This is a genomic window from Aliiroseovarius sp. PrR006 (genome assembly GCF_010500215.1).
Taxonomy (GTDB): Bacteria; Pseudomonadota; Alphaproteobacteria; order Rhodobacterales; family Rhodobacteraceae; genus Aliiroseovarius.
Genome location: NZ_JAAGOY010000004.1, coordinates 115,101 through 134,080, shown reverse-complemented (window position 1 = coordinate 134,080; position 18,980 = coordinate 115,101). Strand labels below are relative to the sequence as shown.

Annotated in this window: 16 protein-coding genes; 8 read left to right on the top strand and 8 right to left on the bottom strand. The window is 60.4% G+C overall.

Going from position 1 to position 18,980, the window contains the following annotated elements; genetic code table 11:
• The first annotated feature begins 2 nt into the window (after positions 1–2).
• Positions 3–1,235: an efflux RND transporter periplasmic adaptor subunit gene (locus tag G0Q00_RS00730; RefSeq protein ID WP_163035499.1), complete on the top strand. Its 1,233-nt coding sequence runs from the start codon at positions 3–5 to the stop codon at positions 1,233–1,235.
• Positions 1,232–4,993: an efflux RND transporter permease subunit gene (locus G0Q00_RS00725; protein WP_163035498.1), complete on the top strand. Its 3,762-nt coding sequence runs from the start codon at positions 1,232–1,234 to the stop codon at positions 4,991–4,993. The genes G0Q00_RS00730 and G0Q00_RS00725 overlap by 4 nt, the downstream gene beginning before the upstream one ends.
• A 54-nt stretch (positions 4,994–5,047) precedes the next feature.
• Here G0Q00_RS00725 and G0Q00_RS00720 read toward each other — a convergent pair whose 3' ends face one another.
• On the bottom strand, positions 5,048–6,874 hold the full coding sequence (locus G0Q00_RS00720; RefSeq protein ID WP_163035497.1) for an ABC transporter ATP-binding protein/permease: 1,827 nt from the start codon (positions 6,872–6,874) through the stop codon (positions 5,048–5,050).
• A gap of 84 nt (positions 6,875–6,958) precedes the next feature.
• Here G0Q00_RS00720 and G0Q00_RS00715 point away from each other — a divergent pair, with 84 nt between their 5' ends.
• Complete coding sequence (locus G0Q00_RS00715; protein WP_163035496.1) at positions 6,959–7,288, top strand: helix-turn-helix transcriptional regulator; 330 nt, start codon at positions 6,959–6,961, stop codon at positions 7,286–7,288.
• Positions 7,289–7,358: 70 nt separating this feature from the next.
• Here the strand turns inward: G0Q00_RS00715 and G0Q00_RS00710 are convergent, their stop codons facing one another.
• Positions 7,359–8,495, bottom strand: coding sequence for an Ig-like domain-containing protein (locus tag G0Q00_RS00710; protein WP_163035495.1), 1,137 nt, complete (start codon positions 8,493–8,495; stop codon positions 7,359–7,361).
• 108 nt (positions 8,496–8,603) lie between these two features.
• Between G0Q00_RS00710 and G0Q00_RS00705 the strand changes: the two genes are divergently transcribed.
• A complete protein-coding gene (locus tag G0Q00_RS00705) occupies positions 8,604–9,161 on the top strand; it encodes a TIGR00730 family Rossman fold protein (RefSeq protein ID WP_163035494.1) in 558 nt (185 codons plus the stop codon).
• On the opposite strand, the gene rarD is transcribed toward G0Q00_RS00705, so the two are convergent.
• Positions 9,125–10,039, bottom strand: a complete 915-nt coding sequence (gene rarD, locus G0Q00_RS00700) for an EamA family transporter RarD (protein WP_163035493.1) — start codon at positions 10,037–10,039, stop codon at positions 9,125–9,127. The genes G0Q00_RS00705 and rarD overlap by 37 nt on opposite strands.
• Positions 10,040–10,141: 102 nt before the next feature.
• The gene (locus tag G0Q00_RS00695; protein WP_133486430.1) at positions 10,142–10,741 is read right to left on the bottom strand and encodes a superoxide dismutase; all 600 of its coding nucleotides are present in this window, start codon (positions 10,739–10,741) and stop codon (positions 10,142–10,144) included.
• Between the two features lie 273 nt (positions 10,742–11,014).
• Here G0Q00_RS00695 and G0Q00_RS00690 point away from each other — a divergent pair, with 273 nt between their 5' ends.
• A complete protein-coding gene (locus G0Q00_RS00690; protein ID WP_255464702.1) occupies positions 11,015–11,440 on the top strand; it encodes an ester cyclase in 426 nt (141 codons plus the stop codon).
• A gap of 154 nt (positions 11,441–11,594) precedes the next feature.
• Here G0Q00_RS00690 and G0Q00_RS00685 read toward each other — a convergent pair whose 3' ends face one another.
• The 4 genes from G0Q00_RS00685 to G0Q00_RS00670 form a co-directional block, all read right to left on the bottom strand.
• On the bottom strand, positions 11,595–12,149 hold the full coding sequence (locus tag G0Q00_RS00685; RefSeq protein ID WP_163035491.1) for a sarcosine oxidase subunit gamma: 555 nt from the start codon (positions 12,147–12,149) through the stop codon (positions 11,595–11,597).
• Positions 12,142–15,159 (bottom strand): sarcosine oxidase subunit alpha family protein, encoded by a 3,018-nt coding sequence (locus G0Q00_RS00680; RefSeq protein WP_163035490.1) that lies wholly within the window; start codon positions 15,157–15,159, stop codon positions 12,142–12,144. Before G0Q00_RS00680 ends, G0Q00_RS00685 begins: the two co-directional genes overlap by 8 nt.
• Positions 15,156–15,479 (bottom strand): sarcosine oxidase subunit delta, encoded by a 324-nt coding sequence (locus G0Q00_RS00675; protein ID WP_163035489.1) that lies wholly within the window; start codon positions 15,477–15,479, stop codon positions 15,156–15,158. The genes G0Q00_RS00680 and G0Q00_RS00675 overlap by 4 nt, the downstream gene beginning before the upstream one ends.
• A 70-nt stretch (positions 15,480–15,549) precedes the next feature.
• On the bottom strand, positions 15,550–16,797 hold the full coding sequence (locus tag G0Q00_RS00670) for a sarcosine oxidase subunit beta family protein (protein WP_163035488.1): 1,248 nt from the start codon (positions 16,795–16,797) through the stop codon (positions 15,550–15,552).
• 127 nt (positions 16,798–16,924) lie between these two features.
• On the opposite strand from G0Q00_RS00670, the gene ccmI reads away from it, so the two are divergent.
• From ccmI to G0Q00_RS00655, 3 genes are read left to right on the top strand one after another with little or no spacing between them, the layout of a single operon-like run.
• Positions 16,925–18,277: a c-type cytochrome biogenesis protein CcmI gene (gene ccmI, locus G0Q00_RS00665; RefSeq protein ID WP_163035487.1), complete on the top strand. Its 1,353-nt coding sequence runs from the start codon at positions 16,925–16,927 to the stop codon at positions 18,275–18,277.
• Positions 18,274–18,741 carry a Holliday junction resolvase RuvX gene (gene ruvX / locus G0Q00_RS00660; protein ID WP_163035486.1) on the top strand — a complete coding sequence of 156 codons (468 nt, stop codon included), beginning with the start codon at positions 18,274–18,276 and terminating at the stop codon, positions 18,739–18,741. The genes ccmI and ruvX overlap by 4 nt, the downstream gene beginning before the upstream one ends.
• A complete protein-coding gene (locus G0Q00_RS00655; RefSeq protein ID WP_163035485.1) occupies positions 18,738–18,971 on the top strand; it encodes a DUF1289 domain-containing protein in 234 nt (77 codons plus the stop codon). Before ruvX ends, G0Q00_RS00655 begins: the two co-directional genes overlap by 4 nt.
• Positions 18,972–18,980 lie beyond the last annotated feature (9 nt).

Below are 18,980 nucleotides of genomic sequence, written 5' to 3'. Positions count from 1 at the left end.
TCATGCGCCTATTCCCTATTTTGACCGCATTACTGGTCGTTGCAGGCTTGTTCATGCTTGTGTTCCAGCGCGATACCTTAGACGAAGCTGCCGGTGTGACCGAGGCTGCCGAGATGGCGGCAGAAGCTGAGGCTGAAACAGGCACCGAGGCACAAATCGGATTGTCCGTTGTTGTTCTGAAATCCATTGCACGCCAAATCGAAACCCCCATTGTGATCCGGGGCCGCACCGAAGCCTCGCGCCGCGTTGAACTGCGCGCAGAAACCTCGGGCCAGGTCATTTCGGACAAGCTGGCCAAAGGATCGACCGTTGCCAAGGGCAACGTGATGTGCCGCCTTGACCCCGGCACCCGCGACGCCAGCCTTGCCGAAGCCAAGGCGCGTCTGGCCGAAGCCAAGGCCCGCGCCCCCGAGGCCGAGGCCCGCGTGATCGAAGCACAGGCTCGTTTGGATGAGGCCACCATCAACCTGACCGCAGCCGAGAAACTATCAGAAGGCGGGTTTGCGTCGGACACCCGCGTGGCCAATGCCCGTGCAGGTGTGGAAGCGGCGCGCGCCGGTGTCATTTCGGCGCAGTCGGGTGCAGCGACCTCTGATGCAGCGATCCAGTCGGCCAGTGCTGGCGTCGCCGCAGCTGAACGCGAGATCGAACGACTTGAAATCCGCGCGCCATTCGCGGGCGAGCTGGAGACCGACACCGCCGACATCGGCACCCTTCTGCAGCCGGGCGCGGACTGCGCCACGTTGGTGCAATACAACCCCGTACGCGTTGTGGGCTTTGTGTCCGAGCTTCTGGTCGATCAACTGTCGACCGGATTGATCGCCAATGTCCGACTGGCCTCGGGCCGGATGCTACAAGGCACCGTTAGCTTCGTGGCCGACACAGCAGATCCCGTCACCCGCACTTTCCGCGTGGATGTCGAAGTGATCCCCGCCGAGGGCGAGGCCCCCGTGCGCGCCGGTCAAACCGCCGAGATCGTTGCGACCGGCCAAGGCACCGAGGCACATCTGTTGCCGCAAAGCGCCCTGACGTTGAATGACGATGGCAATCTGGGCGTGCGCGTGGCACTGGACGGCGACACCGCTGGCTTCATGCCCGTTACCGTGGTGCGCGATAGCCTGCAGGGTGTTTGGGTCTCGGGCTTGGGCAACGCTGCAGACGTGATTATCATTGGCCACCACTATGTCACGGACGGGTCTGCCCTTGCGATCACCTATCAGGAGACCGGGTTATGACCGCCATCATTGACTGGGCCTCTGAACGGGCCCGTATGGTCATAGCTTTCGTGATCCTGTCGGTGCTGGCCGGCACGATTGCCTATGTCAGTCTGCCGAAAGAAGGCGAGCCGGATATCGAAATTCCGGCTCTTTTCGTTTCGGTCCCCTTCCCCGGCATTTCTGCCGCTGATGCTGAACAGCTTCTGGTCCGTCCGATGGAGACCGAGCTGGCCGATATTGACGGCTTGAAAACCATGTCCGCCACCGCTGCCGAGGGCTATGCCGGTGTCGCGCTGGAGTTCGAGTTCGGCTGGGACAAAACCAAGGTCATGGCGGACGTGCGCGACGCGATGAGCAACGCGGAATCCGATTTCCCGGCGGGCTTTGACAGCTATTCGGTAAACGAGATCAACTTCTCGGAATTCCCGATCATCATCGTGAACCTGACCGGCAATGTCCCCGAACGCACCCTGGTCCAGATCGCCCGCGATCTGCAGGACAGGCTCGAAGCGCTGGACAGCGTGCTGGAAGCGTCGCTGGCCGGATACCGAGACGAGATGATCGAGGTCGAAATCGACCCGCTGAAACTGGAAGCCTATAACGTGACGGCGGGCGAGCTGATCTCGGTCGTGCAGAACAACAACCAGCTGATTGCGGCGGGCGACATCAAGACGCCGACAGGCTCGACCGCCGTCAAGATCCCGTCTTCCTTTGACGAGCTGCAGGACATCTACGACCTGCCCATCAAGGTGAACCAAGATAGCGTGGTGACACTGGGCGATCTGGCCTCAATCCGTCTGACTTTTGAAGACCGCGAGGGCACCGCCCGCTTCAACGGCGACACCACCGTCGCGCTGCAGGTGGTGAAACGCAAAGGCTTCAACCTGATCGGCACCGCCGCCGAAGTGCGCCGCGTCGTTGATGAAACCCGCGAAGAATGGCCGCCCGAGCTGCAGAAGGCCGTCTGGGTTGGCACCTCGAACGACCAATCCATCATCGTGGACAGCATGGTGCGCCAGCTGGAAGGCTCGGTCGTGACCGCGATTGCGCTGGTGATGATCGTGGTTCTGGGCGCCTTGGGCACCCGCCCGGCCCTGCTGGTTGGCTTTGCCATCCCGACCTCGTTCCTTCTGACCTTTGCCCTGTTCGGCGCGCTTGGCGTCACGATCTCGAACATCGTGATGTTCGGGTTGATCTTGGCCGTGGGGATGCTGGTCGACGGGGCGATTGTGGTCGTCGAATATGCCGACAAGAAGATCAAGCTGGGGGTCGGCCCCATGCAGGCCTATACAATGGCCGCCAAGCGGATGTTCTGGCCTATCGTCAGCTCAACCGCGACGACGCTCTGCGCCTTCCTTCCGATGCTGTTCTGGCCCGGCATTCCCGGTCAGTTCATGGGCTGGCTACCCAAGACGCTGATCTATGTGCTGTCGGCCTCGCTTCTGGTGGCACTGGTCTATCTGCCGGTTGTCGGCGGGGTCTCGGGCCGGATCAGCCGCCTGTTCGGCACGCTGTCCAAAGCCCTGTCCTTCGCGCCGATCTGGGTGCGCATTCCGCTGGCGGTAATCTTTGCCTATGTGCTGTTCCTGTCCGCCCTGCAGCTTCTGAATCCCGGTTATATCTTCGGTGGCACCAGCCCGATTGAGGGCGCAATGGCCATTCTGCCGGGCGCGCTGATGTTCCTGATCGGGGCGTCTGGCACATCTATCGCCATGGGCTCGATCGACTGGCACATGCCGTGGTACCGCGCGGATGATCACATCCACGGCGGCTATCAGCGGACGAAGTTTGGCCATGTGATCCACTTTATCGCCGGCAATCCGATCATGCCCATCGTTTCGATCGTCTTGGTCGTCACCTTCGTGGTCGGCACCTTCATCACCTTCAGCCGCAACAGCCTTGGCGTCGAGTTCTTCACGGACAGTGAACCGGAACAAGCCATCGTTTACGTACGCGGACGCGGCAATCTGAGCGTTGCCGAAAAAGATGCCATGGTCCGTCAGGCGGAAGATATTGCACTGAACACCAAAGGCATCGAAAGCGTCTTTGCCTTTGCGGGCGATGGCGGTCTAAACCAAAACACTGGCGGCGCTTCGGGCCCGCGCGACACAGTGGGACAGTTGCAGATCGAACTTGTCGCCTGGGCCGACCGTCCCTCGATCGAGAAGGACGCGACCCTGTTTGGGATCATCCCGTTTACAAAGCGCGAGATTGATCCTGAGTACGACGGTGACGCGGTTATGCTGCGGCTGGAAGAGAGCCTGAAAACCATCCCGGGCATTCGAATCGAGGTTCTGAATCTGAACCGGGGCCCTGCCTCTGCCAAGCCCGTGCATCTGCGTCTGAAGGGCGACAATTGGGAAACTCTGCAGGCGTCCACGGCTGCCGCTGTGTCCAAATTCGAGGCCACCCCCGGTCTTAACGCGATCGAAGACACTCTACCGCTTCCGGGCATCGATTGGCAGCTTCAGGTCGACGTAGCGGAAGCCGGGCGCTTCGGCACCAACGTCGCCACCGTTGGCGGCATGGTTCAGCTGATCACCAACGGGATCCTGTTGGACACCATGCGGGTCGACAGCTCGGACGAGGAAATCGAGATCCGCGTCCGCTTGCCGGAAGAAGATCGCGTGCTGTCAACATTGGACACGCTGCGCCTGCGTACGCCGGGCGGTCTGGTGCCTTTGTCAAACTTCGTCACCCGCACGCCAGTGCCCAGCTTCGCGCAAATCGACCGCGTGGATCAAAGCCGCTACTACGACGTCAAAGCCGCCGTGGTCAGCGATCTGGTACGTCTAACAGATGACAGTGGTTTCGACCAAATTGTCCCATTGGATGAAGCCGTAGCACTAGAGGCCAAGAACGCGGATCTAACCCGCACCCCCGTCACCCCGGCCGAGCGGATCGCCACGCTGACCAATTGGATCGACGCCACCGGCCTGCCCGATGGTGTGAGCTATGAATGGACCGGCGATCAGGAAGACGAGGCCGAAAGCCAAGCCTTCCTTGGTCAAGCTTTCATCGGTGCGCTGGGGCTGATGTTCATCATTCTGCTGGCGCAGTTCAACAGCATCTACAATTCGGTGCTGGTACTTCTGGCGGTAGTCCTGTCGACGACGGGCGTCTTGATAGGGATGATGGTGATGCAGCAACCCTTCTCGATCATCATGACGGGTACCGGGATCGTCGCGCTGGCGGGGATTGTGGTGAACAACAACATCGTCTTGATCGACACCTATCAGGACTATGCGGGCCACATGCCCAAGATCGAGGCGATCACCCGCACGGCCGAGGCACGTATCCGCCCCGTTCTACTGACCACCATCACCACGATGGCCGGTCTGGCTCCAATGATGTTCGGCCTATCGCTGGACTTCTTCGGCGGTGGTTACTCGATCGACAGCCCGACCGCGCTGTGGTGGAAGCAGCTGGCAACCGCCGTGGTCTTTGGCCTAGGCATCGCGACCGTGCTGACGCTGGTCTTCACACCGTCCATGCTGGCGCTTCGCGTCTGGGTCTCAGCAGGCGCATATCGCTCGTTCACGGTTCTGGAAAGCCTTGCCCATAGCTCGGGCCAAATTGCCCGCGACCGGATGCTGGAAAAAGCCGCCAAGAAGCAAGAACTGCACGAGCTGCAATGGGTTGATGAGGAGCCTGCTCCGACGCATGCCGAGGCGCCCGCCAAATCCGAAGCGGCCCCGGCGACGCCTGAGGCGTTGCAACCCGAGCCCAACCCCAAACCGGTCAAACCCGGTAGCGGCAAGGCAGCCGCAGAATAAGCGAAAGGCGCGGAAGGTTCCGCGCCTTTCTTCATTTTGGGTGTTGATCGGGGCTTAGCCAGCCAGCGCCTCAGGCTCTTCCTCGCTGGCTTGACGTGCCCACATCGCGGCGTAGCGACCGCCTTGTTCCAGAAGCTCATCATGCGTGCCCTGCTCGACAATCACGCCCGCTTCCAGCACTACGATCTCGTCTGCATCTACGATGGTCGACAGGCGGTGCGCGATGGTGATCACCGTGCGCCCCTGCCCCATCTCGCGCAGGCTGTCCTGAATGTCGCGCTCGGTCTGAGTGTCCAGCGCCGAGGTCGCCTCGTCCAAGAGCAGGATCGGCGGGTTCTTCAGAAGCGTCCGCGCAATGCCCACGCGCTGCTTTTCACCACCCGACAGTTTCAATCCGCGCTCGCCAACCTGAGTCTGATAACCCTCGGGCAGCTCCATGATGAAGTCGTGGATCTTGGCGGCCTTTGCGGCAGCCTCGATTTCCGAGCGCGAGGCCTCGGGGCGGCCATAGGCGATGTTGTAAAGCACCGTGTCGTTGAACAGGACCGTATCCTGCGGCACCACACCAATCTGCGAATGCAGGCTGTCCTGCGTCACGTCGCGCACGTCTTGATCGTCGATAGACAGGCTGCCGCCATTCACATCATAGAAGCGGAACAACAGACGCCCGATGGTGGACTTCCCCGACCCGGACGGACCAACGATGGCCACGGTCTTCCCCGCGCCCACATCCAGTGAAACACCTTTCAGGATGGGCCGCGCGGCGTCATAGCCGAAATGCACGTCGTTGAAAGACAGCGCCCCGCCGCTCACGGCAATCTCAGACGCATCTGGCTTGTCGTTGACGTCGGCGGGCTGTTCCAGCAGGTCGAACATTTCGCTCATATCCACCAGCGCCTGCCGGATCTCGCGATAGACGGTGCCAAGGAAGTTCAGCGGCATGGTGATCTGGATCATGTAGGCGTTAACCATAACGAAATCGCCCACGGTCAGCTGGCCGTTCTGCACGCCGATCGCCGCCAAAACCATCACGGCCACCAAACCGCCAGTGATCAGGAAGGCCTGACCGAAGTTCAGGAAGGCCAGCGAGTACGAGGTCTTCAGAGCAGCCTGTTCATACCCCGCCATCGCGCTATCATAGCGTTCGGCTTCGCGTTTCTCGGCGCCGAAATACTTGACGGTTTCGAAGTTCAGAAGGCTATCAATTGCCTTCTGGTTGGCGTCCGTGTCCTGATCATTCATTTCTTTACGGATGCGCACGCGCCATTCGGTGACCTTGAAGGTAAACCAGACATAGGCCCAGATCGTCACGACGACGACGGCTAGGTACCAGACATCGAAGGTTACGAAGAGGATCAATGCGATCAGGCTGAGTTCGAGGATCAGTGGCCCCATCGAAAACAGCATGAAACGCAGTAGGAACTCGACCCCCTTCACACCGCGTTCAATGATGCGACTGAGGCCGCCCGTCTTGCGCGTGATGTGATAGCGCATGGATAGGCGGTGAATATGCGTAAAGGTCTCGAGCGCCAGCTGGCGCAGCGCGCGCTGTCCGACGCGGGCGAAGATCACGTCGCGCAGCTGCTGGAACCCATTGGCCATCAACCGCGCCATGCCATAGGCCAAGGTTAACCCGACAGCTCCGATCCCAAGCATATACGCAGGCGCCGTGCTTTCCCCGGCCAGTTCGTTCACCGCCCAGCCGTAGAACCACGGTGTGGCAACGGCGACCAGTTTGGACAGAAGAAGCACAAGCATCGCCAGTACGACACGGCGTTTCACCCACGGATGTTCAGCAGGCCAAAGATAGGGCGCGACGCGCCGGATTGTGCGCCAATTGTTGTCCGGAAGCTCGGTCGAGGTGATGCGGCTGGGCGCCATAAGGCTGCTCCTTGCTGATATGCGATTTCGCAACGACCTAAGGTCGGTCTTGCTTTATTTCAACATTTCATCAATAGTTGAAGCATGGAACAGAGTCGAGTCCTGAAATCCCTGTCTGCCATGGCCCATGACACGCGGCTTGAGATCGTGCGTCTGCTGGTGCCGCGTGGCGATGACGGGCTGTGCGCTGGCGACATTGCGCAAACACTGGGTGTGTCCGCCTCGGGCCTGTCTTTTCACTTGTCACAGTTGGAGCAAGCGGGGCTTCTGACCTCGCGCAAGGAAAGTCGGCATGTGATCTATGCGGCGGACCGGGCGGCACTTGGCGGTGTCATCGCCTATCTGCTGAATGATTGCTGCGCTGGGGCAGCTGAAATTTCAGGCTGTATCGCGACTTCTGTGCAAAAGGCGTAGAGGGGCTTTGCCCCTCGCCCTTTCAGGGCTCACCCCAGGATATTTCTAGCAAGAAAATAAGAGCGTCGTATCATTCCGGGATCGTGAAGACCTGTCCGGGATAGATCAGATCTGGATCGCGTATCTGATCGCGGTTCGCGTCAAAAACGCGTACGTACAGCAGCCCTTCCCCCAAGTTATCGCGCGCGATGGCCCAAAGGGTTGATCCGGGTTGAACTGTGACGGCCTCGACCCTGGCGCGGGCTTCTGCGGTTGCCGTCGCGGCGGCGATCTGTGCGACCTCTTCCCGTTTGAACGGGGTTTCGGTGCGCGAGGTGACGGTGCCGTCCTCGGCGAGCTCGTCCACGCGCAGGGTGTAGATGCCCGCCGCGACATCAGGCAGAGGCAGGCGCCACTGGCCGTCTTGGGGAATGGGTGCGGTTTTGATGGGCGCGTTGTCCAGATAAACGCGCAGGGCCCCGCCACCAGACGCGCGCCCAGACAAGGCGACCTCGCCCTGATCATCATAAGAGATCGCGTCGATGATGACGTTCTGAACTGTCAGGTCACCCACATCGTCTTGCAGAACGGTGATCCCTTCGTCATCTGCAAGCAGCACACGCGGTGCGGAGGGCGCTTCCGCTTCAGTGGGGGCCTCGGGTTGAGCAGGCGCAACCTCTGTACTGGCGACGACGGGCGCCTCAGGTTCCGCTGTTGGGGCAGGCATGCGCGGTTCGATTAGAACGGTTTGCGCAGGGGCTGCATTTTCCACCACCTCGCCCGCGTCGTTCATCATCTGAAGGCTTAGCTGGCCGGGCTCAGTGACCTGCAGGTCCAGCAAGGCGACGAAGTTTCCAGCACCATCTGCGGTGAGCGTTTCGATCAGCGCACCGTTGAACGACAGTTGCACGGTCGCGCCGGGTTCTGCATGTCCGGCAACCACAGCGCGCCCTTCAGGATCGACACGCACAACATCGAAGGCGGGCGCATCGGGGGACGCTGCGGGTTCTGGGGCAGCCTCGGCAGTGGTGGTATCCGCCGTTGGCGCAACAGGTTGTTCAACTGCAGGTACTTCTCGTGTGACCTTCGGGGCCTCCGCCGGATCGGACACTGGTGCCTGAGCACTCTGATCAAAGCTGCAATATCCCAGTGCGGCGACCACGACAGCAGCCCCGACACCAATCCAAATCTTGCCTGCGCCCGCAGCGCCGCCTGACATATCAGCCATTTACATCCCCTGTTGCGATCTTACTGTCGCGTTAACTTGCCCGACCCTAGCAATCCCGATATCACCGGTCAAAAGATCATTACGATATATTCGCACCCGGAGTTTTTGATGACACAACATACAGCCTCGATCTGCGTTTACTGCGGCTCTCGCATGGGGAATGACCCGGCCTATCGCGCCGCGGCAGAGGCTCTGGGCAAGGCACTGGCCGACAACAGCTGGCGGCTTGTTTACGGCGCCGGAGATGTCGGGCTGATGGGCGAAGTGGCGAAGGCTGCGCAGGTTGCGGGCGCGAACACCTTCGGCGTCATCCCAGAGCACCTTCTGAACTGGGAAGTCGGCAAGCGCGACCTGACCAGCTTCATTGTGACCGAGAACATGCACGAGCGCAAAAAGGTCATGTTCATGAACTCGGACGCCGTCGTGGTGCTGCCCGGGGGCGCTGGGTCGCTGGACGAGTTTTTCGAAATCCTAACGTGGCGCCAGCTGGGCCTGCACAAGAAGCCCATTCTGCTGTTGAACGTGAACGGGTTCTGGGATCCGCTGGTCGGGCTACTGGATCACGTGATCGGTCAGGGTTTTGCCGAAGACAGCCTGAAGGCGTTCGTCACCGTCGTGGATGATGTGGATCAGGCGGTCGCCGCTTTGCGCGACGCCCTGTCCTGACGATACGCGCCCGCCGAATAGATCGCCAAAGCGGCCCAGATCAGCGGGAAGGCGATCATGTGCCAGATCGTGATCGTCTCGCCCAGAATGGCGACGGCACAGAGGAACTGAAGGCTGGGGTTCAGGTATTGCACCACGCCCACAGTCGACAGGGTCAGCCGGCGCGAGGCATAGCTGAACAGCATCAGTGGACCACCCGTCAACAAGCCAGACCCGATCAGCATTGCGCTGGCAACAAGATCGACCCCGAACACCGCGCCGTTACGGCCCACGATCCCTTCCCAGCCCTGCGTATGCGTGCCCCACAGCCAAATCAATGCCAACGGGGCAAGGAACAAAACCTCGGCCACCACAGTGACCACGGGACCCGCCGCAATCAGTTTCTTGATCACACTATACGCCGCGAAGGTGCCGCCCAGAAGCAGCGCCAGCCACGGCGCGACCCCCAGCCCGATGGTCAAGGTCAGGACAGCTCCGGTCGCCAGTAGGATTGCAGTCAGTTTGCTTGCGGACAGACCTTCGGCAAAGAACAGCATGCCCAACGTTGCCATGATCAGCGGGAAGATGAAGTAGCCCAGGCTGGCCTCGACCACCATGCCGACCTGCACAGACAGGATAAACCCGCCCCAGTTGACCGAAATCATCACCGCCGCCAAAAGCACCAAAAGTGCCGTGCGACCGGTCATCAGCGCGGGTAGCTCTCCCAGTCGGCCCTGCAGTGCCAGATAGAACCCCAAGAGCACCAGCGACCAGAGCGAACGGTGACTCAGAAGCTCCAGCGGGGGCACATGGGCCAGCAAGTAATAATACAGCGGAGATAGCCCCCAGACCGTGCAAGCCACGATGATGGCGATGACGCCTTTGGTTGTGTCGCTCATGCGGCCCTCCTGCCCTTCCCGGAAGACTTGGCACAAAAAAAGCGGCCACCCAAGGGGCAGCCGCATCTAATCTTGTGATCTCGGGCATCACGCCCGCATGGGTTACAGGCGCGAAGCCACGTTTTCCCAGTTCACCAGGTTGTCGAGGAAGTTCGACAGGTAGGCCGGACGCTTGTTGCGGAAGTCGATGTAGTACGAGTGCTCCCACACGTCGCAGCCCAGAAGAGCGGTCTGGCCGAAGCACAGCGGGTTCACGCCGTTTTCGGTCTTGGTCACAGCCAGCGAACCGTCGGCGTTCTTCACCAGCCACGCCCAGCCCGAGCCGAACTGACCCGCGCCAGCAGCCGAGAACTGCGACTTGAACTCGTCGACCGAGCCGAAGCTTTCGGTGATCGCTTTTTCCAGCTCACCCGGCATGGCGACCTTGCCCGGGCCCATCATCTCCCAGAACTGGTTGTGGTTCCACAGCTGCGAGATGTTGTTGAAGATACCGTTCTGCGCGACAGCTTTGTCGTCATAGGTGCCAACGATGATCTCTTCGAGGGTCTTACCCTCCCACTCGGTGCCAGCAATCAGCTTGTTGCCGTTGTCGACATAGGCTTTGTGGTGCAGGTCGTGGTGAAACTCCATGGTTTCAGCCGACATGCCGAACTCGGCCAGAGCGTCGTGGGCGTAAGGAAGATCGGGAAGTTCAAAAGCCATATTGGGCCCCCTGTTCAATGCGTGTTTCTGTTCTGGTTCTAGATGGGGCAGCGCGGGTGGGATGGTCAAGGGTCACATCATGAAAATCACCGAAAAACACAATCTGCGTCTTTGCCTAGGCATTCCACCCCCACACCAGATTACCCTCGACCGACGCTTTTGAAAGTTCAAGATCGGGCGCCTGAGTTGTTCGATTTCAAGAAATGGTCATAATTCAATCAAGCGCCAGCGCAGGATCAGGCACTGGTGCACTCAAAGGAAAGGCTATTTGAAATGCATCCAACGGAAAAAATTGTTCGCCAATTCCATGAATCTTGGGACATGCGCGACCCCGACCGCGGTGCGGCGGTTATCGCCAAAGATTGTGATTTCGAAGATATAGCACGGCATGAGAAACTAGCCGGAAAAGACGCCTATAAGGCCGATTATCATCGGTGGCGAGAGGCGTTTCCAGACGGGCTTTGCAAGGTTGAAAACGTTATCGTTAGCCAATGCGGGGAATGGGCCACTGTCGAATTTCGCAACACGGGCACCCACACTGGGGTGCTTCGCTCCAGCCTCGGAGACTTCCCGCCAACGGGCAAACGTGCCGAGGTCCGGTATTGCTCGGTGATGCGGGTCAAGGATGGGTTGGTTGTGGAAGGCCGCGACTATTACGACAGCGCGACGATCACGCGGCAACTGGGATTGGTAGACTGAAATCGCTGTTAATTGGCGGATCAGTGATTTGATCGTCGTTCTCAACGAAAACGCCCGCCAGCGAAAGACGCGGCGGGCGTTGATAAAATGACCGCGCCTGAAACACATTTATCCGTTTATCGGAAAACGTGATCAGAAGCTGGTCAAGAGATCATCAAAAGACCTCTCCACCAGGCTCGACTGCGTCTTTCAGCAGGTCGAACGCGTATTGCGCAACCGACCGGAAGCAGACCAGAACAGCTGTCTCGTCATCTTCCAGATAGAAGGCGGCCGGGATCTGCGCGATACGGGTGCGGCGCAGCATGCCGGGCTGCATGACCGAGGTGTCGGCTGGCGCTAGCTTGGCGATCACTTCGCGGCAGGCGGCACCCTTCACACGGTACACTGCGCGCGCGTCCGAGACGTTAACGACCAGCGAATGCTCGTCACCCAGCGATGCGGTCGCAGCTTCGACAATGGCGGCGGCGTCGGCGTGATCAACGATCAGCAGAAGTTCGTCAGGTGACATCCAGCCAACGCGGCCTTTGGCACCTTCTGTGACCTCGCCCTGCCCCGGCATGGCGGCGCCCGTGACGGCTTTCACCGCCTTGGCAACACCGTCCGAGGCCAGATCACCGCGCAGGGTGATCATGCCGGTCAGGCCAGCCTCTTCGACTTTACAATAGCCGTCAAACGACGCGCCTTGGAGTGCGGATACAGCGTTAGACATTCTGCTTCTCCCCGTCCTTGTCATAGAAGACCGGATCACAGATCCGCGCCTTGATCACCGTGTTCGAGCCATCCACCGTGGGGAAGCTGATCACTTCGCCCATACGGTCGGGACCGTGCAAAACCAGACCCATCGCGATGCCTTTTTTCAGCGTCGGCGAATAATAGGTCGAGGTCACGCGCCCGATCATGTTGCGCTGGCCGTGGACATTGTTACCCTCGCCCACTGCATAGGCGCCGTCCGGCAGGACAGACCCGTCCAGCGTTTCCAGACCCACCAGTTTCCAGCGCTCGGGATCGGTCATGTGCGAGCGTTGCTGAGCACGCTTACCAAGGAAGTCTTCCTTCTTCTTGGAAATCGCCCAGTTCAGCCCCAGATCCTGCGGGATTACGGTGCCATCAGTCTCGTCGCCGATCATGATAAAGCCCTTCTCGGCGCGCATGATGTGCAGACACTCGGTGCCATACGGCATCACGCCGAATTCTTCACCAGCCTCTAGCAACGCATCCCAGAAGGCGCGACCTTGGCTGGCGGGAACGGCGATCTCGTAGGACAGTTCGCCCGAGAACGAGATGCGATAGACGCGTGCGTCGAATTCGCCAATTTTGCCGTCAGCCCACTGCATGAAGGGCAGCGTTTCCTTGGACAGGTCCATACCGCCGAGCTTTTCCAGCACCTTACGGGCGTTGGGGCCAACTACGGCAACCTGCGCCAGCTGCTCGGTCACGTTGGCGACATAGACTTTCCAGTCCCACCATTCGGTCTGCAGCCATTCTTCCATCCACGCGTGGATGCGGTCAGCACCACCCGAGGTGGTATGGCAAAGCCATGTTTCCTCGTCGATCCGGGCGACAACACCATCGTCCGACAGGAACCCGTTTTCCGAGCACATCAGGCCATAGCGACATTTCCCGATCGCCAAGTTCGACATCATGTTGGTGTACATCATGTCCATGAACTTGCCCGCATCCGGGCCTTTCACGATCAGCTTACCCAGCGTGGACGCGTCCAGCAGGCCGAGGTTCTCGCGGGTGTTCAGTACCTCGCGATGCACCGCTTGCTCGTTGGTTTCACCCGGCTTGGCATAGCAGTAGGGACGACGCCAATGACCGACGGGCTCCATGTAAGCGCCCGCATCTTCGTGCCACTGATGCATCGGCGTGCGACGGATCGGCTGGAAGATTTCGTGGCGGGCTTCGCCTGCAATCGCACCGAAGCTGATCGGCGTGTAGGGAGGGCGGAAGGTGGTGGTGCCGGTGGTCGGGATCTCTTGATCCAGAGCGTCCGAAAGCACTGCCAAGCCGTTGATATTCGACAGCTTACCCTGATCGGTCGCCATACCCAGCGTGGTGTAACGCTTGGTGTGTTCGACACTTTCATAGCCCTCACGCGCAGCCAGCTGAACGTCCGAAACCTTCACGTCGTTCTGGTAATCCAGCCACATCTTCATGCGCTTCTGCGGACCTGCGCCCTGCGGCATGATCCAGACCGGGGCCATCGGCTGTTCGGCCTCGGCTTCAGCTTTCGGGCCTGCCTTGCGGATGGCCTTGCCACCTGCCGCTTTGCTCGCAGCCTTGCCTGCGGCGTAAGCGTCTTCCAGCGTCTCGGCCAGCGACATCGCGCCCGAAGCCGTGCCTGCGGTCACAACGAACGCTTCGCCGTCATGGCTGGTCGGTGCGCGGTTCGGATCAGGGCGGAAATGGGCCTGTGCCTCGTCCCAGATCAGCTTACCGCCGCAATGCGACCACATATGCACGACCGGGGACCAGCCGCCGGACATGGCGACCGCGTCGCATTTGATCTCTTCCAAGGTCGAGCCCTCGCCCGCCTGCAAGCAGACCGACACGCCGGTGACGCGCTTGCCACCATGTACTTTGGCGATGGCTTTACCGGCTTCAACGCGGATGCCAGCAGCACGCGCGGCTTCGGCCAGCGGGCCGGTGGCTTCTGCGCGCGCATCAAGAACAGCAGGCACTTCCATCCCGGCCTCTTTCAGCGTCAGCGCGGTGCGATAGCCGTCATCGTTGTTGGTCACAACCACGGTGCGGTCGCCAATCGAGACGCCCCAGTTCACCGCATAGTCGCGCACAGCCGAGGCCAGCATGACGCCGGGAATGTCGTTGCCCGCGAAGGAGAGCGGACGTTCGATCGCGCCAGTGGCGGTCACGATCTGCTTGGTGCGGATGCGCCACAGGCGGTGACGCGGACGTCCGTCGCCCGGGGTGTGATCAGCCACACGCTCGTAGCCCAGCACATAGCCGTGGTCATAGACGCCCGAAGCCATCATGCGTGTGCGCAGGGTGACGTTCTCCATGCCCTCAAGCTCGGCCACGGCTGCGTCGATCCATGCATCAACCGACTGACCGTCGATCTCGCCGCCGTCAACGGCAGCACGACCGCCCCAGTGATGGGTTTGCTCCATCATCAGCACTTTCGCACCCGAACGACCAGCGGCCAGAGCCGAGGCTAGACCGGCCACACCGCCGCCGATGATCACAACATCGGTGTGGTAGTAGTAGTGCTCGTAGCGATCTACATCGGCCTCGGTCGGAACCTGACCCAGACCAGCCGATTTACGGATGATCGGCTCAAACACGTGTTTCCACGCCGCTTTCGGCGCCATGAAGGTCTTGTAGTAGAAACCCGCCGGCAGGAAGCGCGCGGCGTAGTTGTTCACCACGCCCACGTCGAACTCTAGGCTCGGCCAGTGGTTTTGCGAGGTCGCATAAAGACCGTCAAATAGCTCGGTCGTGGTGACGCGCTGGTTGGGTTCAAAGCGCTCGCCCTGCCCCAGATTGACCAGTGCATTCGGTTCTTCCGCGCCGGAGGCCACAACACCACGCGGACGGTGGTATTTGAACGACCGGCCCATCAGCATCTGGTCTTCGCCCAGAAGCGCTGCGGCCAGCGTGTCGCCCTCGTACCCCTTCATGCGTTTGCCGTTGAAGGTGAAGTTTTTCGGTTTCGAACGGTCGATCAGACGACCGCCTTGTGCCAGACGGGTGCTCATTCGTAGCCCCCCCACTCAGGATGTTTCTTCTTGATCTTGGCGACCAGATCTTTCGGCGGCTCATAGGTCTGGGCCGGATAGGTGCCGTAGACCTCAAGCGTCATCGTGTTGCGCGCCGCGTGGAACCACTTGCCGCAGCCCGAGACATGCCGCCAGCGCTCGAAGTGAACGCCTTTCGGGTTCTTGCGGTGGAACAGATAGGTCTCGAAGTCATCATCGGACGAGCCGGGACCAAAGCGCTTCAGATGCGCTTCGCCACCGCCATGCAGGTCCGTTTCATCGGCCATCACGCCGCAGTATGGGCATTCAAGGATCAGCATTTTGCAGCTCCTTTCAACTGGTTGCGCGACTGCGCCGCGCGGAAAGATTGAATTACGGTTGTCAGTGCCATCAGTGCGCCACCCCCGCAGCCACGCTTTCATCAATGAAGCGTCCTTCAGAGAAGCGGTTCAGGCCGAACTCGGCCGCCAGCGATCCCGGCTCACCCTTCGCAACGGTCTCGGCCATGGCCCAGCCCGACCCGGGGATCGATTTGAAGCCGCCGGTGCCCCAACCACAGTTGATGAAGCAGTTGCCCAGTGGCGTTTTGCCGATGATGGGCGAGCGGTCTCCGGTCACGTCCACGATGCCGCCCCACTGGCGCAGCATTTTCAGGCGCGAGATAATGGGGAAGGTCTCGACCAGTGCGCGCACGGTTTCTTCCACATGGTGGAACGATCCGCGCTGGGTGTAGTTGTTGAACCCGTCGGTGCCGCCGCCAATCACAAGCTCGCCCTTATCGGACTGGGACATATAGCCGTGCACAGTGTTGGCCATGACCACCACGTCGATGCAGGGTTTAATCGGCTCGGAGACCAGCGCTTGCAGCGCGACGCTTTCCATCGGCAGACGGAAGCCAGCCATGTCGGCCAAGTGACCCGCATTACCCGCGACAACCATCGCCAGTTTGTCACAGTCGATCTGACCATGTGTGGTGTCGACACCCGTGACTACGCCGTTTGCCTGACGCACGCCGGTGACTTCGCATTTCTGGATGATATCCATGCCCATGTCGGAACACGCACGGGCATAGCCCCATGCCACAGCATCGTGACGCGCGGTGCCCGCACGCTCCTGCCACAGCGCACCCAGAACGGGATAGCGTGGGCCGTTGATGTTCATGATCGGCACCAGTTCTTTCACGCGCTGGGGCGAGATGAACTCGGTCTTCACGCCCTGCAGAGCGTTGGCATGTGCCGTGCGCTCATAACCGCGCACCTCATGCTCGGTCTGGGCCAGCATCATGACGCCGCGGGGCGAGAACATGACGTTGTAGTTCAGATCCTGCGACATCGTCTCGTACAGAGAGCGTGCCTTTTCATAGATCGCCGCCGAGGGATCCTGCAGATAGTTCGAGCGAATGATGGTGGTGTTACGGCCGGTGTTACCGCCGCCCAGCCAACCTTTTTCGATGATCGCCACATTGGTGATCCCGAAATTCTTGCCCAGATAATATGCCGTGGCCAACCCGTGGCCCCCAGCCCCTACGATCACCACATCGTACTTCTTCTTGGGTTTGGGCGATTTCCAAGCCCGCTCCCATCCGGTGTGATAGCGCGCGGCTTCCCGCGCGATGGCAAATGCCGAATAACGTCGCATGCGATTCCCCTGTTTGGGTTTTCGGTTTGTGTCGGTTTTACGCCGAAGCGACATGACACCATCCAAGATCAGCGTCATTTGATCGGAAAAAGACGACATAATCCACAAATCACGTCACTTTTCCGGCATGCCGATTGTCGCAGGCCCTGATCTGGGGTTTTGCGAACGCCCGTGGCGCATTACATGGGGTGAGCAGCTGATTGCAAAACCGCGCGGAGGATACATGGATAACTTGGCATTCTGGGCCATCATTGGTGCAGCCACCTTGGCGACCATCCTAATTCTGGCGCGACGGATGCTGTCGGTATCGCCCGAGGGCACCTCGGATAATGAGGCCGCGATGACGTCAGACATGAAGGTCTATCGCGACCAACTGTCTGAACTGGATCGTGATATTGCCCGTGGCACAGTGTCAAAAGAAGATGCCGACCGCGCCCGCGTTGAGATCTCGCGCCGTCTTCTGGATGCGGACAAAGCCGCCAAAGCCCGTGAAGCCGCGAAGGATACGCCCGAAGGCCTGACACGTGTGACGATGGGGGTCATCGCAATCATACTGGCCGCCGGCAGTTTCGGCCTTTATTGGACCATCGGCGTGCCTGGCGCCCCGGATTTCGGACGCGCCAAACGGATCGCGATCAGTGAGGAAGTACGCCAGAACCGCCCCTCGCAAGAGCAGGCAGAGGCGCAGATGCCGGTCTGGGCCGGACCTCCTATCGATGCTCCGGCTGACTATCTTGAACTGGTCGATGGGCTGCGCCAAGCCGTGGCCGGACGCCCCGAAGATCCCCGCGGGTTGAACCTTCTGGCCCAGCATGAAGCGGCCCTTGGCAACATGGTCGCAGCCCGAGAGGCCATGGGGCAACTGCTTGTAATCAAAGGTGACACGGCGACTGCGGATGATTTCGCACGCCAAGCCGAGTTGATGATCAATGCCGCCGGAGGTTTTGTGTCCCCTGACGCCGAAGCCATGCTGCGCGCAGCGCTGGAACGCGACCCGCGCCACCCCTACGCACGCCTCAATACCGGATTGATGTTTGCCCAGAACGGACGTCCGGACCTGGCCTTCCGTATGTGGCGCCGTCTGCTGGAGGAAGGACCAACAGACGCGGATTGGTGGCCTGTCATTCGCGATCAGATCGAAGACCTCGCAGCCCTTGCGGGCGAAGACTATATCCCGCCTGCAGCCCCCGAAACGGACCTCAGCGGTCCCACGGCTGACGATATCGAAGCCGCCTCGGACATGTCCGAAGAAGATCGCGCCGAGATGATCCAAAGCATGATCACACGGCTATCTGACCGGTTGGCGGCCTATGGCGGCACCCCTGCAGAATGGGCACGCCTGATCATGGCGCTCAGCGTTGTGGGCGAAACAGAGCAAGCCGCCGAGATCTATGCCGAGGCACAATCCGTCTTTGCCACCCAGCCCGAGGCTTTGACCATCGTGGACCGAGCAGCCCAACAGGCAGGGATTGCCCAATGATCTTTGAAAGCATCGAAGAGTTCGCAGCCTCCCTGCCCCCAATGACTGCCCTCGCCGGGCTGGACTTGGGGACCAAAACGATCGGCGTCGCGGTCTCGGACAGTTTCCGACAGGTGGCCACACCGCTGGAAACCATCAAGCGCAAGAAATTCACGCTGGACGCCGAGCATCTGCTGGAGATTGCCAAAGATCGGCAACTGGGCGGGCTGGTGCTGGGACTGCCCCGCAACATGGACGGCTCGGAAGGTCCGCGCTGCCAATCCACCCGCGCCTTCGCCCGCAATCTAGAAAAACTGACTGACCTGCCCATCGGCTTCTGGGACGAACGCCTGTCCACCGTGGCGGCAGAACGCGCCCTGCTCGAGGCGGATACGTCTCGAAAGCGTCGCGCCGAGGTCATCGACCACGTCGCCGCCGGGTATATCCTTCAAGGTGTATTGGACCGGTTGAGGCATCTAGGATGACAGACGACGTCTGGAAACGAAACGAGATCGCAAGCCCTTGCGTGAAGATCTGCGTGGTCCATCCGGACGCCCGGATCTGTACCGGCTGTTATCGCTCGATCGAAGAGATTGGTGGCTGGTCCGGCATGAGTGACGCCGAACGCGCCCGCGTCATGGACGAATTGCCTGCGCGCAAATCGAGCCTGACAAAACGGCGTGGTGGCCGCCGCGCACGGTTGAACAAAACCTGATCACCCGCC

Excerpts from the sequence above, each read along its gene's own strand:
- G0Q00_RS00730 (WP_163035499.1), top strand. The coding sequence starts at position 3 with ATGCGCCTATTCCCTATTTTGACCGCATTACTGGTCGTTGCAGGCTTG.
- G0Q00_RS00725 (WP_163035498.1), top strand. The coding sequence starts at position 1,232 with ATGACCGCCATCATTGACTGGGCCTCTGAACGGGCCCGTATGGTCATA.
- G0Q00_RS00720 (WP_163035497.1), bottom strand. The coding sequence starts at position 6,874 with ATGGCGCCCAGCCGCATCACCTCGACCGAGCTTCCGGACAACAATTGG.
- G0Q00_RS00715 (WP_163035496.1), top strand. The coding sequence starts at position 6,959 with ATGGAACAGAGTCGAGTCCTGAAATCCCTGTCTGCCATGGCCCATGAC.
- G0Q00_RS00710 (WP_163035495.1), bottom strand. The coding sequence starts at position 8,495 with ATGGCTGATATGTCAGGCGGCGCTGCGGGCGCAGGCAAGATTTGGATT.
- G0Q00_RS00705 (WP_163035494.1), top strand. The coding sequence starts at position 8,604 with ATGACACAACATACAGCCTCGATCTGCGTTTACTGCGGCTCTCGCATG.
- rarD (WP_163035493.1), bottom strand. The coding sequence starts at position 10,039 with ATGAGCGACACAACCAAAGGCGTCATCGCCATCATCGTGGCTTGCACG.
- G0Q00_RS00695 (WP_133486430.1), bottom strand. The coding sequence starts at position 10,741 with ATGGCTTTTGAACTTCCCGATCTTCCTTACGCCCACGACGCTCTGGCC.
- G0Q00_RS00690 (WP_255464702.1), top strand. The coding sequence starts at position 11,015 with ATGCATCCAACGGAAAAAATTGTTCGCCAATTCCATGAATCTTGGGAC.
- G0Q00_RS00685 (WP_163035491.1), bottom strand. The coding sequence starts at position 12,149 with ATGTCTAACGCTGTATCCGCACTCCAAGGCGCGTCGTTTGACGGCTAT.
- G0Q00_RS00680 (WP_163035490.1), bottom strand. The coding sequence starts at position 15,159 with ATGAGCACCCGTCTGGCACAAGGCGGTCGTCTGATCGACCGTTCGAAA.
- G0Q00_RS00675 (WP_163035489.1), bottom strand. The coding sequence starts at position 15,479 with ATGCTGATCCTTGAATGCCCATACTGCGGCGTGATGGCCGATGAAACG.
- G0Q00_RS00670 (WP_163035488.1), bottom strand. The coding sequence starts at position 16,797 with ATGCGACGTTATTCGGCATTTGCCATCGCGCGGGAAGCCGCGCGCTAT.
- ccmI (WP_163035487.1), top strand. The coding sequence starts at position 16,925 with ATGCCGATTGTCGCAGGCCCTGATCTGGGGTTTTGCGAACGCCCGTGG.
- ruvX (WP_163035486.1), top strand. The coding sequence starts at position 18,274 with ATGATCTTTGAAAGCATCGAAGAGTTCGCAGCCTCCCTGCCCCCAATG.
- G0Q00_RS00655 (WP_163035485.1), top strand. The coding sequence starts at position 18,738 with ATGACAGACGACGTCTGGAAACGAAACGAGATCGCAAGCCCTTGCGTG.